12 protein-coding genes are annotated in these 13978 nt (G+C 62.9%); 6 read left to right on the top strand and 6 right to left on the bottom strand.

Annotated elements, in window-relative coordinates:
• Nucleotides 1-17: 17 nt before the first annotated feature.
• Entirely contained in the window at nucleotides 18-1154 is a 1137-nt protein-coding gene (locus EN850_RS03180) for a GNAT family N-acetyltransferase (RefSeq protein ID WP_135880170.1), read from the bottom strand.
• Nucleotides 1151-2152, bottom strand: coding sequence for a sterol desaturase family protein (locus EN850_RS03175; protein WP_127280699.1), 1002 nt, complete (start codon nucleotides 2150-2152; stop codon nucleotides 1151-1153). The genes EN850_RS03180 and EN850_RS03175 overlap by 4 nt, the downstream gene beginning before the upstream one ends.
• A 303-nt stretch (nucleotides 2153-2455) precedes the next feature.
• Here EN850_RS03175 and EN850_RS03170 point away from each other — a divergent pair, with 303 nt between their 5' ends.
• The 6 genes from EN850_RS03170 to EN850_RS03145 all read left to right on the top strand — a co-directional run bounded on the left by EN850_RS03170 (nucleotide 2456) and on the right by EN850_RS03145 (nucleotide 8883).
• Nucleotides 2456-3760, top strand: coding sequence for a M23 family metallopeptidase (locus tag EN850_RS03170; RefSeq protein ID WP_136090621.1), 1305 nt, complete (start codon nucleotides 2456-2458; stop codon nucleotides 3758-3760).
• Nucleotides 3761-3969: 209 nt separating this feature from the next.
• Entirely contained in the window at nucleotides 3970-5136 is a 1167-nt protein-coding gene (locus EN850_RS03165) for an ROK family transcriptional regulator (protein ID WP_136090620.1), read from the top strand.
• Entirely contained in the window at nucleotides 5133-5897 is a 765-nt protein-coding gene (locus EN850_RS03160) for an ATP-binding cassette domain-containing protein (protein WP_135864119.1), read from the top strand. Before EN850_RS03165 ends, EN850_RS03160 begins: the two co-directional genes overlap by 4 nt.
• Nucleotides 5898-5936: 39 nt before the next feature.
• Nucleotides 5937-6977, top strand: coding sequence for a sugar ABC transporter substrate-binding protein (locus EN850_RS03155; RefSeq protein WP_136090619.1), 1041 nt, complete (start codon nucleotides 5937-5939; stop codon nucleotides 6975-6977).
• A gap of 116 nt (nucleotides 6978-7093) precedes the next feature.
• Nucleotides 7094-8089, top strand: a complete 996-nt coding sequence (locus EN850_RS03150; protein WP_135864114.1) for an ABC transporter permease — start codon at nucleotides 7094-7096, stop codon at nucleotides 8087-8089.
• 23 nt (nucleotides 8090-8112) lie between these two features.
• Nucleotides 8113-8883: an SDR family NAD(P)-dependent oxidoreductase gene (locus EN850_RS03145; protein WP_135880161.1), complete on the top strand. Its 771-nt coding sequence runs from the start codon at nucleotides 8113-8115 to the stop codon at nucleotides 8881-8883.
• A 96-nt stretch (nucleotides 8884-8979) separates the two neighbouring features.
• Here EN850_RS03145 and EN850_RS03140 read toward each other — a convergent pair whose 3' ends face one another.
• The 4 genes from EN850_RS03140 to EN850_RS03125 form a co-directional block, all read right to left on the bottom strand.
• The gene (locus EN850_RS03140; RefSeq protein WP_136090618.1) at nucleotides 8980-10164 is read right to left on the bottom strand and encodes an FAD-dependent monooxygenase; all 1185 of its coding nucleotides are present in this window, start codon (nucleotides 10162-10164) and stop codon (nucleotides 8980-8982) included.
• On the bottom strand, nucleotides 10143-10880 hold the full coding sequence (locus EN850_RS03135) for a methyltransferase domain-containing protein (protein ID WP_127278875.1): 738 nt from the start codon (nucleotides 10878-10880) through the stop codon (nucleotides 10143-10145). The genes EN850_RS03140 and EN850_RS03135 overlap by 22 nt, the downstream gene beginning before the upstream one ends.
• A 1-nt stretch (nucleotide 10881) precedes the next feature.
• Complete coding sequence (locus tag EN850_RS03130; protein ID WP_136090617.1) at nucleotides 10882-11961, bottom strand: type III polyketide synthase; 1080 nt, start codon at nucleotides 11959-11961, stop codon at nucleotides 10882-10884.
• A gap of 423 nt (nucleotides 11962-12384) precedes the next feature.
• A complete protein-coding gene (locus EN850_RS03125) occupies nucleotides 12385-13848 on the bottom strand; it encodes an integrase (RefSeq protein WP_136090616.1) in 1464 nt (487 codons plus the stop codon).
• Nucleotides 13849-13978 lie beyond the last annotated feature (130 nt).

Here is a 13978-nt window from a genome sequence, read left to right as displayed (position 1 = left end):
ATCGACAATTATGGACGCTACTCGTCAGGGGCCTCAGCCTTCGGCTGCCGCCGCGTCCTCCAGGATTTCGAAGCATGGCTCACTTGATCGGCCAGCGCGGCAAGATGGCCACGCAAGCCGCGCGCGCCCATCATCGACGACAGCGTGACTGATTGCGTGGCGAAGCGCCGCTTGAAATCCTCGCCGCCGCAGAGAAAATCAATCGTGGCAAGGCCACGGTCGAACGACCACTGGATATAGTCCATCATCAGCACCATACCCGGCGAGGCGCGCTCGTATTCGGGATCATAGGTGGTGACGAAAGCCATCATCGTGCCGCGCTGCTCGAAATTGATCGAGACGGCGACGATCTTGTCGTCAAGCTCCAGCACGAAGATGCGCAACAGCCCGAGGTCGGCCAGCACCGAAATAAGCGCGGCGAGAACGGGCGAGCCCTTGTCGAACAGATCCGAGGCGCGACCATGGCGGGCGAGCCAGAGGCGCTTCAACGTCGCGACCCGCTCGAGCACCGGTTCGCGCGGCTCATCCGGATCCAGCAGCCGGAAACGCAATGCGCCGCTTTCTTCCATGAACTTGCGGCCACGACGATAGTTCTGCCGGCCCTTCTTGGACAACGTCTCGAACCATTCCGCCCCACGCTGCCAGGAGCCGCCGACACGATAGCTGATTTCAGTGCGGTGGTTGGGCCGAAGCGCCTTGCCATGGGCCGGTTCCAGCAGGGCATGAACACCGGCATCCGGCAGCAGACGGTTGAGATAGATCAGGTCGAAGCCGCCCTGGTCAAAAACATGCTGCCAGAGGCGGGAGATCGCCCGCGGGTCGCTGTCAGGTGCAACCAGCGCGTCGCCATAGTCACTGTGATCCTTCGCTGCCCATTCGAGTATGCGGATGCCGGAGCGCCTGAAGGTCGCGAGCGCTATCACGCCGTCGAGCCGGTCGCCGTTCCAGGCAAGGCCAATCCTGAGCGCGCGCCGTTCCTGATGCGGGGTGGTTCGCCACCAGGCCGCGATCCAGTCCGGGTGCTGGAAGACAAGCCCGCCGGCCCGCTGCCAGAGCGCGCTCCAGGCCGGTGCGATCTCGGCCAGGCGCACCGCCGATGTCACGATTTCGAAGGTGCGTGTCCGCGGGATGGCGAGCACAACGGGAGCGTTCATGGCCGTGTCCCTTCCGAGGATCGCGAGGTGCGTGAGCGTGATTTTCCGGGCCGGATGCGCCTGGCGATATGCCCCCACATCCGCTTCAACGGCATGACGTAAAGGCCGGCGAGAGACTGGTAGTCACGCACATCGCGGTCAACCAGCCCGAACTTGAAGTCCTCGTCGGGCCTCGGCACACACAATGTCCCAAAGAGCCGATCCCAGAACGAGAAGAGCAGCCCGAAGTTCTTGTCGTAGTGGCGCGGATCGGTGCTGTGATGCAACTGGTGCCAATGAGGACACAGGATCAAATTGTTGAGCGGGCCGAACGAGATCTTGAAATGCGTGTGCCTGACGAAATCCATCATCAGGATGTTGCGCATGACATAGACGTTGACGCCAAAAACGGTCAGTTCGACAAGGTTCAGCGAAATCAGCGACCAGATGCCGAAGCAGAGCCCCACGATGAGGCCGTCCCAGGCCCGGTTCATCAACTCGTCGAGCGGATGGACCCGGTCCTTGGTGATCCCGACCATCACCTCGGCCGAGTGATGCACCTTGTGCAGTTCCCAAAGCAGCGGATAGCGATGCTGGGCGACGTGATAGAGATAATAGGAAATGTCGTAGGCAAGCAGCATGCTGACGGTGAAGATCAGCACCGTCACCGGCCCTGCCGGCCCCTCGATCAGAGGCGGCTGGAACTGGAACAGTGTGGAAAACAGCCAGTTGGTCCCGTAGCCCACCGCCGTGACGAAGACGATTCCGGCGGGCAGCATCAGGAAGGGCATCAGGGCCTTCTTCGTGACCCAGAACAGCAGGTCGGCCTTCGCGGACGGATGGGTGATGACCTCATGCGGGATGACGAACTCGAAAAACTCCTTCCAGCTCTTCTCCTCGACCGTGCGCCAATAGGCCACGAGGGCGCTGACAAAGGCCGTCAGCAGCAAAAGCCCGGTCGCCAGCAGACTGGTGCCCGAAATCTTGTCGAGGATCTTGCCAACCAGATCGTCCAGCATTCCTACCGCCACGGTGAATCCCAAATACCAACACGCCTTTACTCGAAAAGCGTCAACTAAATGCAATCGAAGACAGTTAAGAAACCCGAGCCTTGCTCTGCGAGCTACTGGATGCTCCCGACGGAACATGAGTGTTCATCGCCAACGATTCCGCGGCATAGGGTCCGCGTCCTGGAGATTTTCGCGCAACCTCGTGTCCGCGCTGCGTGCATTCGGCGCCGCGCGGCCGATAGGGCAATCCTTTGTTAACCCTAATAATGTGTAATCAAGCTCTCGTGGTGTCGTAAACGAAAGCTTGGTCCCGTGAACGCAACCGGTCAGTCCGCAGTCTTCGGCAGGCGCAAGGAACCACATACGGTCATCATCGCCCGAGGCAACGAGATCAGGCACTTCACGGTCCGCCCCTGGCTGGCGGCATTCATCGGTTCAGCACTCGCCGCCATTGCCATCGGCTACCTCCTGGCCACATCCTATCTCGTGCTGCGCGACGACCTGATCGGCGCCACCACCGCACGCCAGGCGCGGATGCAGCAGGCTTACGAGGACCGCATTTCGGCGCTTCGCGCCCAGGTCGACCGCATCACCAGCAGGCAGCTGCTCGACCAGCAATTGATGGAAACCAAGGTCAGCGAACTGCTTCAGCGCCAGACGCAGCTCAGTCAGCGGCATGGCCGTCTCGGCCCGCTGCTCCAACGCGCCGAAAACGACGCCGGACCGGTACCCGCCGACGATCCGGCCGCGGCCGCCAAGACGGACAAGCGCGCCGAGGTGACCGGCAGCATCAACCAGCCCGCGCAGACCTACGCGGTTGCCAGCCTGGGCGCCGACCTCGGGACCGCCGACACCAGGCCCTTCTCCTTGTGGTCGACCCGCACCGATCCGCTGCCCAGCGATTCAGCCGCAGATCGTGCCGACAAGCTGTTCGTCTCGATCAACCAGTCGCTGAAATCCATCGAGAATGAGCAGCTCAGCCGCATCAGCACGCTCGCGGACAATGCCTACAAGAGCGCGGATGCCATCCAGCAGGCGCTGCAGGCAGCCGGACTGCCGGTCGACAGTGATTTCGGCAAGAACGAAAGCGATGTCGGCGGACCGTTGATCCCGCTCGACTCGTCGATGATCTTCGACAGCAAGGTCAAGGAACTGGACGAGGCGCTGGACACGCTCGACCAGCTGAAAAAGGAAGCGCGCCGGCTGCCGCTTGCCAATCCCGCCCCCGGCCACTCCGTCACCAGCCCGTTCGGTGTGCGCACCGATCCCCTTCTCGGCACGGCCGCGCTGCATTCGGGCATGGATTTCAGGGCGCCCATCGGCATGGCGGCGCGGGTGACAGCGCCCGGCGTCGTCACCAAGGCCGGCTGGAATGGCGGCTATGGCCGTATGGTCGAGATCGACCATGGCAATGGTTTTGCCACGCGCTACGGACATCTCAGCGAGATCGACGTGACGGTAGGCGAAAAAGTCGACGCCGGCGCCATCATCGGCAAGACCGGCAGCAGCGGACGCTCGACTGGCCCGCATCTTCACTATGAAGTGCGGCACAATGGCGAGGCGATCGATCCGCTACGCTTTCTGACCGTCGGAAGGAAAGTCGCGCAGTATCTCTGACAAGGGCAACCGCTCGCCCGCCAGCTGAATCCCGAGCCACCGGCCGAGCGACGCCTCTCCCTCACCAGGCAGTCTCCCGCCTCATCGCTGATCCACCGAGGATGAGACACCACGGATCTTCAGTTCCGTCCGCGCTCCGATTATTTTTGAATTCCATTTGACTGAATAAATATTTGATGCGAACCTTACGTCACGTGAGGGCGCAAGGCATGGCATTGCGGGGGACCAATCAGGAGTTCGGGCGGCCGTACAACCGGCGCATCGTGCTGGAGTCCATCCGCCGTCATGGCCCGATCGCACGTAGCGACATCGCCAAGCATGTCGGGCTCACCGTCCAGACCGTGTCGACCATCGTTCGCGAACTGGAGGAACAGGGCTACATCCTTTCCGTACGCGAAGAGCCGAAGGGCCGTGGCCTGCCACCCGCGACGCTGCGCATCAACCCGGAAGGCGGCTATGCCGTCGGCATCCACCTGACGCCGCTTGGAATAGACGCCGCACTGATCAATCTCAGCGGCGACGTTATCGAGAGTTCACGCCGCGAAGCCCCCAACGCGGCGCCTGATCATGCGTTCGACCAGATTGGCGCCATGGTTCGCGACCTGACGGGCAAGCGGCCCGGCGGCCGCGTCATCGGCATCGGCATGGCGCTTCCCGGTCCGTTCGACGTGGACTCCATGAGCTTTGTCGGCCCGACCACGATGACCGGGTGGAAGCACGTGGCGCTGCGTGAACGGCTGACGGCCGCGACGGGATTGCCGGCGTTCTTCGAGAGCGACATGGCCGCCGCCGCGATGGGCGAGAGGCTTTATGGCATCGGAGCCCGCCATTCCGATTATTACTATCTCTATTTCGGCGTTGGGCTCGGCGGCGCCATGATGCATGACGGCAGCGTTCTGCGCGGCGCCTGGGGCAATGCGGGCGAGATCGGCCACATTCCCGTGGTCCCTGATGGCGAGCTTTGCCCCTGCGGCAACCGCGGCTGCCTCGAGCGCTACCTCTCGCTCGAAGCGCGGGGCCGCCGGGCCGGCGGCGACGCCGATTGGGTGGCACAGGTCGGCCCGATCTTCCGCAATGCCATCGCCATCATCGAGAACCTTTTCGACCCAGAGACGGTCGTGCTCGGCGGCCTGGCGGCGTCGGAGTTGCTCGAACGCCTGGCGGACGCGGCCGAACCGCTGCACAATTCGGTTTCGGCTCGCGCTGATCGCAAGACGCCGCGTGTCATCGTCGCCAGCGGCGGCCAGCATGCCGTGCTGCGCGGCGCGGCGGCACTCGCCGTCTCAGGGGTGTTGTCGCCACGCTTCGGCCAGATGTTCGCCGCCGAACGCGAGCGCGGCCGCGACATCCTTTCGGCCAGGGAGATTGCTGCATGAGCGAACCCCTGCTGGTGCTCGACAACGTGACCAAGAACTATGGCGCGATCGAAGCGCTGAAGGGGATCAGCTTTTCCATCGGCAAGGGCGAGGTGGTGGCGCTGCTCGGCGACAACGGCGCCGGCAAGTCGACGTTGGTCAAGATCATTGCGGGCGGTCTCGAACCGACATCCGGCCGCATGCTGTTCGAGGGCAAGGAGTTCCTGGCCCGTTCGCCGGCGGAAGCCAAGGCGGCCGGCATCGAGACCGTCTACCAGGACCTGTCGCTCTGCACCAATGTCGACGTTGTGGCCAATTTCTTCATGGGCCGCGAGATCACGAGGAAGGTGCTCGGCATTCCCGTGCTCGACGAACGCGCCATGGAGGCTGTCGTCGGCAAGGCGCTGGCCAGCGCCGGTACCCGCATTCCTTCACTGCGCACCAATGTCGAGCACCTCTCGGGCGGCCAGCGCCAGGCCATCGAGCTCAACCGCTTTGTCCACTGGGGCGGCAAACTCGTGCTGCTCGACGAACCGTTCGCCGCACTTGGCGTCGAACAGACGCGGCGCGGTCTCGACATGATCCGCCAAGTGGCGAGCCAGGGTATCGGCGTCGTCATCATAACCCACATCATGCAGCAGGCTTTTCAGGTCGCCGACCGGATCGTGGTGATCCGGCAAGGCGTCGTGGCGGGCGATGTCGCACGCAACAAGACAAGTCCCGATGCGGTGATCAACATGATCACCGGGGAGACGCTTGCCGGTGCCGGACCGGCGGGCTGAGGGACAAAGAGGGGTCCGGCTTAACAGGGAGCCAACGACATGAAGCGAATACTTCTTGCTGTCTTCGGTATCCTGGCACTGGCCTTTGCCACGCTCACGCCGGCATTCGCCCAGTCCAAGGGTATTGTCTACTACTTGGTGCCGACATTGCTCGACGAGTTCCAAACCGGATCGGTGAGCGCGCTGGAGCTGTTCCTGAAACAGACCGGCTACGAGATGAAGACGCTGAACGCCGACAACAAGACCGACGCGCAGCAATCGCAGATGAACGACGTGATCGCGCTGAAGCCGGCGGCGATCATCCTGGCCGCCGTCGATTTCGATGCGCTGAAACCATCGATCGAGGCCGCCCGCGCCGCCGGCATTCCGGTGGTCGAATTCGATCGCCAGATCACGTCGACACCGTCCGATTTCACGTCGGTCGCGGGTACCGTCGAGATCGGCTATGTCGCCGCCGATCAGGCCGAAAAGCTTCTGAAAGCCAAGAACGGCTCGGTGAAGGGCAAGGTCCTTCAGGTGCTTGGCGACCCCGGCGATCCTTACACGCTCGACATCCAGAAGGGTTTTGAAGAGAAGATGAAGGCGTTCCCGGACGTCAAGATCATCTCGCTGCCGGCCATGCAATGGGAGGCCACCAATGCCGGCACCATCGTTGCCGACCAGATGCTGGCCAATCCCGACATCGACCTGATCTTCAGCCATGCCGCGCACCTGTCGGTCGCCGCCGTCGCTTCGCTAGAGGCCGCCGGCAAGAAGCCGGGCGACGTGATGCTGATGAGCTCGAACGGCGCGCCGGTCGGCCTCGACCTGATCCGCAAGGGCTGGCTCAATGTCGAAGTAGAGCAGCCGCTTTACGCACAGGCCGCGGCCGTCGCCATGTTCATGGACAAGGTCGCGAAGAAGCAAGAGATCAAGCCCGGCGAATACGACGTGCTTGGCCTGAAATCGACCGTCACCAAGGAAGCGTGGGGCCCGAACATCAAGATTCCGGGTGCCGCCATCACCAAGGAGAACGTCGACAACCCGGCCTTCTGGGGCAACCAGAAGCCGCCGACCGATACGGTCAAGTCGGTCGAATAGGCATGTCGCCTGAACGCTCCGGGCCATACCTGGCCCGGAGCCCATCCCTGCCCGCATGAAACGAGACGCAGACAATTCGCTGCGGCCTTGATTGCGCACGCCAACCGGATCGACACATGAACCCTCGCACGCGTCACGCCCTGGAGTTCGTCCTCGACAACCTCGTCTGGTTCATGCTGCTCCTTGTCCTGGTCGTCTTCTCGCTGTTCATCCCGAACTATTTCCAACTCGGCATCTTCGCCAACATCATCGAGGCGTCGAGCGTGCTCGGCGTCATGTCGATCGGCCTGGCGCTGGTCATCATTGCCGGCCACATGGACCTGTCGGTCGAATCCGTCGCCGCACTCAGCGCCATGGCGGTGGGCATCCTGTTTTGCTCCTCGGGCATCGGCCTCGGTGTTCAATTGCACCCGGAATGGCTGATGGTTCCGGTCTCGCTGCTGCTGGCGCTGGCCGTCGGCGGCCTCATCGGCGCCTTCAACGGCTATCTTGTGGTCAAGGTCAAGATGAGCGCCTTCATCATCACGCTCGCCTCCTACATCTGGGTACGCGGCCTCGTGCTGGTCATTTCGGGCGGCCGCTCGGCACAGGATCTGGCACCCGCCATCCGGTGGTTCGGCATCCAGCGCCTGATCGGCCTGCCGCTTACCGCCTGGATCGCGGTGGCCTGTTTCGTGGTCTTCTCGCTGATCATGGCCAAGACGCCGTTCGGCAGGCACCTGGTGATGATCGGCGGCAATGAAACCGCGACCTTCCGCGCCGGCATCCGGGTGAACCGCAACCTGATCATCGCCTTCGTGCTCGCCGGCGCCATCGCAGGGCTCGCCGGCTGGCTGCTGGCGATCCGCACCTCCGGCGCCACCGCCAATCTTGGCGTCGGCCTGCTGTTCAATGCCTTTGCAGCCGTGGTTATCGGCGGCGTCAGCCTGAAGGGCGGCGTCGGCACCTTGCCGGGCGTCTATGCCGGCGTGCTCCTGCTCTCGGCCATCAACACGGCGATCAACCTGATGGGCCTGCCCGCCAATTTCACCCAGGTCATCCACGGCCTGCTGGTTCTGGCCGCGGTGCTGCTCGACGCATTCAAGCAAACCATTCGCCAAAGACTGGCGTGAGAGGGCGTGAGGCGAGGATTGGCATGACAGGACGACTGAAAGACAAGGTAGCGCTGATCATCGGCGCCGCGCGCGGCATCGGCAAGGGCATCGCGCTGCGCTTTGCGGAAGAAGGCGCACGGCTCGTGCTGGCCGACAGCGAGGCGGAGGCGGGGCAAGCAAGTGCGGATGAACTGGGCGTCCCCTTCATCCGCACCGACATCTCGCAAATGAGCGACGCCGAGGCCGCGGTGGCACTTTCGCTGAAACAGCACGGCCGCCTCGACATCATCGTGCAGAATGCCGGCATCTATCCCTGGCAGTTGATCGAAAACACCAGCGCCGACGACTGGGACCGCGTCATGGCCGTCAACCTGCGCGGCACTTTCAATGCCAGCCGCGCCGCCCTCGTGCCGATGAAGGCGCAGCGCTCTGGCCGCATGCTCTACACCTCATCGATCACCGGCCCCCACGTCACCAGCCCTGGCCACGGCCATTATTCGGCGACGAAAGCAGGCATTAACGGCTTCATTCGCGCGGCGGCGCTTGAATTCTCCGGCTACGGCATCACCGTCAACGGCGTCGAACCCGGCAATATCCTCACCGAAGCCATCCAACAGCATCGCGGCGCCGCCTATATCAAGAACATGGAGGATTCGATCCCGCTCGGCCGGCTCGGCAGCCCGCGCGACGTGGCCAACGCCTTCCTGTTCCTGGCCTCGGACGACGCCAGCTACATCACCGGCACCACCATTGTCGTCGACGGCGGGCAATTGCTGCCCGAGGGCAAGGATTTCCGGATGGTGCCGCCGTGAGCGGGCAGCCATACGCCAAGAAGCGTGTGCCTGTTGAGTTGCGATTCGGGCTCCAGCGCTTCAGCGAATTCCAAGCGTCCGGCCGGCTTCATGCCCTTACGGATGGCTGAGAGCAGGCAAGGCCTTTGTCTTGCCGGACAATCTGGCTCCTAAGGTCAGGCTATTCGGGAACCAACCCACGAAAGTCTTCATCGCCGTATTAGAGTTGGGGAGGACGGCAATGCGCGCCAACAGTGCGGCGGCATGAATGCGAGTGGCGAATTGCCGGCTCCACGCTCTTGAATAGCGTTTGCCGACGGCGATGCGCGCCGTCCGGTCCCATTGTTCGAACCTTGCCAATTCGCCAGCGAGAAGCCAGCTGGACTGCAGGGCCATGGAGATGCCTTCAGCGATGATGGGATGAGACTCGCCGGCGATGTTGCCGACCCGAAATATGTCGTCGGCAAATCGTGGGCGCATCCCCGGACGTAGGGGACCGGCGGCAAGCCATTCACCTTCGAGGCTGGCGTCGCCGATCGTGGAAACCGTGGCCGGACACGATGCCAGTATGTGCGCGTGAACGGCTTGGGCCGCGGACATCGCACCGCCCTCTTTGCGCAGCCTAGTCAACACGTCGCGGCGTATGCAGCACGACAGCGATATCCTGTCCTGATCCGCCCACACCATGCCACCATAGCCGCCCGGAAACACCAGGAGCGGCATGAGGTCTCGAGCGAGCGACGCTCCCCTGAAATGGGCCTTGAAGCCAAACAGATCGGATGCCGCGCTGCTCTTCGGGAGATTGGTTGGCAACCTGCCCTGCCCCCAGGAGCCATGCGCCGCAATCACCACCTGCCCGCTAAGACTTGTCTGACCCTCCCTGTTGGCGATCCGGACGATGGCACGATCGCCATTGCTGGCGATCTCCACCGCGCGCCATGGCTGAAAAACGTCGGCTCCGGCATTGCGCGCCGTGTCCAAGAGGATGCCATCCAGAACGTCCCGTCCAAGCGCCCGCCCGAAAGCATTTCCCGCGGCGCGCGGCATGCCCGCTATGATGCCAGGGCCCGACGCGAACAAGCCAACCCGCTTGACTTCCGGCCCTGCCTTGGCACGAACCGCCACGCCGGCCTTCAGACGGTCCAACAGCTCCAGATTGACCGCCGACATGAATTCGCCGCAGACCTTGCGGCGTGGAAACTCGCTTGCTTCGATGATGGCCACAGAACGACCTTGGCCGCGCAAGGCCAATGCTGCCGACGAGCCGCTTGGGCCGGCACCTATGACGATGGCATCGTACATCGCGCAAGTCCTTCCTTGGGGAAAACGCGGAAGGCGTGGGTAAACGGGCCAATTCTGCGCTCTTCACACTGCTGCGCGGAACCGAGAGGCCACAAACCGGAAAGTTCCTTGCCAGCGAAACCTGCGCGGACGCTTGCCGCCGCATCGTGCATGGTGACCTGGTTTGCACCGACAAGGCGCAGGAGCGGGCACGCTTTTAAAGCGACAATGTTTCGGCTCGGCTCGGCGGCGAGGAATACCGGCGCCAGACGGCATAGGGCTTCGAACAGGATCTTTAAGGCGGTGTCGGAAAAATGGTGCAGGAAGAGATTGGCCGAGACAACGTCGTAGGCGGCACCCCCGGGTTTTGCGATCCAGTCGAAGATATTGTCGGTAACGGTTTCAACCCGCCAGCCCAGAGCCGCGAAATCGGCGCGCCGCCGGTCGGTGACGAGGTCAACCTGGTCGAGCATGACCAGCTCCACGTCGATCCACTTCGTGGCGAGGCGCCTTGCAACCGAGAGCATGAATGCACCGTCGCCGGACCCGACTTCCAAGATTCTGATCGAACCCTCGCGCACGCTGGCCTTCAGGAGGTTGGACATGATCGCATGTTGAAACATCAGCGAATTTATCCAAATCAGATCACGTCGGGAGCCAATCGCCCTGGGATCGTCGGGAGGCAAATGATCGAGCAGTTCCGGCTGGATAAGACGGCTGTCGAGACCGGTGGCCATGTCACGCACGGCCGGCCGTGTGGAACATCATCGTCTCGGCCGTGAGGCCGGGGCCAAATGCCATTGCACAGCCCACGTCATCATCCGTGAACCCGCGAAGCATCCGCTCCAGCACGAACATGACTGTGGCGGAAGACATGTTTCCGTTTTCGCGAAGCACATCGCGCGACGGCAACAGCGCATCGGGAGGAAGATCCAGCGCGCGCTCCACGGCGTCGAGAATGGAACGCCCACCCGGGTGAACAGCCCAAAGGTCGATGTTGGCGGCGATCCTGTTTCCCAAGATGGCGCCGATCCCTTTGCCAAGCGCATTCTGGATTGCAGCAGGAACTTGCCCCGACAGAACCATGTCGAAACCGTCGTCGTGCAAGCTCCAGCTCATCAAGTCGCGGGCGTCGGCGTCCACGATCGCGTGAAAACTGTCCAGGCCGATGCCGAACGGGCGGGAGGTCACCGACGCGGCCGCGCAGCCATCGCCCCAGAGCGAGAAAGACAGCAGTTTTTCGAGATCGGCCGTCTCCTTGAGATGGAGCGTACAGAGTTCGATGCAGACGATCACAACGTGGGCCGAAGGTTCCGACAGGACGATGTGCCGCGCCAGTTTGAGCGCATTGATTGCCGCATAACATCCCATGAAGCCGATGATCGTGCGCTCCACGGTGGTGGGCAGATTGCACCGGGCGATTATTTCCAGATCGATGCCGGGAGCGGAGAAGCCCGTACAGGTGGTGACAATCAGATGGGTGACACCTTTCCTGTCTTCGCCCTCCAGGAGTCGCTCCAATGCTCGCTCGGCCAGCGCGGGCGCGGCAGTGGAATACATTTCCATGCGTTTGGCGGTACCCGGAAACGCACCGCGCTTGAAAACACCCGCCAGGTCGACGCTCAGCCCCTCAGGATCACCAGCGGGTGCGAAGCAGGAATAGCGATGTTCGATGCCGCCCTTGTCGGCCATGCGATTGAAAATTGCGCGGCGGCGGGGATCTGCCAACTGGGAGCCCGCAAATTGAAGGAAGAATTCGTGAACGCCGTGATCAGGGACGGCCGTGGCAATTCGGTTAATGAAAGCTTGAACGGGCATTTTCCCTTGACCTGCAGCCACAAACCCGCGGTCGCGAGCCGAGAGGCCCAGTTGCCCCCGGCGGGAGCTGTAGCTCCACGGCAATGGCTATCTCTATTGAGATAAACGCCCGAGGCCCAAAAAACTTCCTGCGAAAATGCCGCTCACCCGTGAAAAAGCAATGCACCGCCCGCACGAAGGACAACAGGTGAGCTATTGACCGTTGTCGACGTGGCGATTTCGTGGCGCCCGCAACCGGAAAACATCAACTGGGGGAAAGATATGGTGGGCGATGACGGGCTCGAACCGCCGACATCTTCGGTGTAAACGAGCGGGGCGACGACTAAATAACTGATTTTCCTTGATCTTTTTTCGCGCTGATGCCCGTTGTTCCCCGATAGTTCCGGTTGTTTCCGTGGCAATTCGTGGCGGCATCCGTGGCGGTCACGCCATTTCGTTGTGGAGGACGGCGCTCCAGTCTCCGGAACGGCCAGAACGCTTGACCGTCTCACGCAGCGCCTCAAGCCCGGCGTCAGGCGTAGCTGATAGCACGTCGGTGGCTGCGATGGGTGCCTGGAAGGCCTCGAGCAGGTCGCGGATCGAGCCGCGCACTTCCTCGGCGAGCACCGGGTTGTTGGCAGCCGTCTGCCTGGCGGGCTTCTTGGCCTTGTCGTCCCGGCCGAAACCCAGGCGGCCGGCGCGCCCCGTCGTGAAGGCCTCTCCGAATCCGGCCTGATGGTCGGGGTGATGGTGGCCGTAGTGTTTGCGGATGATCTTGTCGCTCGTCTCGAGATACCCTGCGACCTCTTCTATCGGTCGGCCGCCCATCATCGCCCAGGTGGCACAGGTGTGCCGGAGAGTGTGCCTGTTCAGGTCCTGCGCCGCGATCTCCTCGGGAGTAAGCGTTTCGCGCAGCAGGCGGAAGAAGGCGCTGGCCGTCGACCCCGTCTTGCCTTCCTGATGCTCGACGACGTAACGCGCGCCGTTCGCCTTCCAGCGGCGCATGTGCGCCAGCAGGCGGCCCGGGATGCGGACGGGGCCAGCCCGCTTGTTGTCGGGAACCATCTCGCCCTGCCAGTTGCGGTAGAAGATGCCGTTGTCGATGTCGACCCACGGCCTTCCCTCTTCCTTGTAGAAGCTGGCTCGCTCGATGCGGTCCGTGCGGGTTCCCGTGTAGGCTCCGGTCAGCAGGAACCTGGCGATGTGCCTGCGGGGACGCGCAGCCGTCTCGACGGTCTTGCCGCGACTGTCGGCCCTTGCCCGCTTCCCGGTGTAGCTGTAGGTGCCCTTCTTCCGGTGCGCGGCCCAGACCAGCCGTGCCAGCTGGCCGCGGGTGAAGAAGCCGTATCTGGCGGCGTTCGCCGTTGGCAGCTCGAATACGTAGTCGCCGCCGGCCGCCATCTTGCGGTCCTTGACGTAGCGCTTCACGGCCGCGCGCAGGTCCTCAAGGCAGCGTCGCGCCGTGGAGGCTGAATGATTCCTGGAGAACTCGCCGCAGGTGTTCGCGTCGATGTCGTCGACGACCTTCTCGCCCCAGTAGTCGAGCAAGGCTTCCATCCGCATCAGGAAGTCCCGCTTCTGCTGCGGCTTGCCGGGGTTGTTTTCGGACGGCTCGAACCGGAGCGCGACCTTGATTGAGTAGTGCGCGATCGCGTCGGCGATGGCCGTCTCCGAAGGCGGCAGCCTTTTCGGACGGCTGGAGGGCTTCGCTACTTCTTCGGCGTGTTTTTTGGCGACGTACTCGCGGAGGGCTGCTTGAGCCGCCGCAAGATCATCCTCGCCGATTCCAAGGTAGTGCTGCTTGCCGCCGTCGTAGATGAAGCGTTCGGCTGGGCGGACATAGCCTTTTTTGTCGGCCTTGTAGCGTCGGAGCTTGAGGGTCGGGAGATCGTTTTTCGGTCGAGGCATTTATCCAGCCATTCCTTGACCCCGCGGCGGGTGACGAAGATGTTCTTGTTCGGTCGGCGGCATTCGAGGTCGCCCTTGTCGATCGCCCCTCGTAGGGTTTTCACGGTGATCGATTCCGACTTGGCGCGGA

Origin of the sequence: Mesorhizobium sp. M8A.F.Ca.ET.207.01.1.1 (assembly GCF_004794715.1) — a bacterium.
GTDB lineage: Bacteria > Pseudomonadota > Alphaproteobacteria > Rhizobiales > Rhizobiaceae > Mesorhizobium.
The sequence above is the reverse complement of the archived record's forward strand: the minus strand, read 5'-3'. Positions and strand labels throughout refer to the sequence as shown.

What these genes read in the sequence shown, in the direction of transcription:
- EN850_RS03125 (WP_136090616.1), bottom strand. Translation starts at nt 13,848, where the DNA reads ATGCCTCGACCGAAAAACGATCTCCCGACCCTCAAGCTCCGACGCTAC.
- EN850_RS03155 (WP_136090619.1), top strand. Translation starts at nt 5,937, where the DNA reads ATGAAGCGAATACTTCTTGCTGTCTTCGGTATCCTGGCACTGGCCTTT.
- EN850_RS03130 (WP_136090617.1), bottom strand. Translation starts at nt 11,961, where the DNA reads ATGCCCGTTCAAGCTTTCATTAACCGAATTGCCACGGCCGTCCCTGAT.
- EN850_RS03150 (WP_135864114.1), top strand. Translation starts at nt 7,094, where the DNA reads ATGAACCCTCGCACGCGTCACGCCCTGGAGTTCGTCCTCGACAACCTC.
- EN850_RS03135 (WP_127278875.1), bottom strand. Translation starts at nt 10,880, where the DNA reads ATGGCCACCGGTCTCGACAGCCGTCTTATCCAGCCGGAACTGCTCGAT.
- EN850_RS03140 (WP_136090618.1), bottom strand. Translation starts at nt 10,164, where the DNA reads ATGTACGATGCCATCGTCATAGGTGCCGGCCCAAGCGGCTCGTCGGCA.
- EN850_RS03165 (WP_136090620.1), top strand. Translation starts at nt 3,970, where the DNA reads ATGGCATTGCGGGGGACCAATCAGGAGTTCGGGCGGCCGTACAACCGG.
- EN850_RS03180 (WP_135880170.1), bottom strand. Translation starts at nt 1,154, where the DNA reads ATGAACGCTCCCGTTGTGCTCGCCATCCCGCGGACACGCACCTTCGAA.
- EN850_RS03160 (WP_135864119.1), top strand. Translation starts at nt 5,133, where the DNA reads ATGAGCGAACCCCTGCTGGTGCTCGACAACGTGACCAAGAACTATGGC.
- EN850_RS03175 (WP_127280699.1), bottom strand. Translation starts at nt 2,152, where the DNA reads ATGCTGGACGATCTGGTTGGCAAGATCCTCGACAAGATTTCGGGCACC.
- EN850_RS03145 (WP_135880161.1), top strand. Translation starts at nt 8,113, where the DNA reads ATGACAGGACGACTGAAAGACAAGGTAGCGCTGATCATCGGCGCCGCG.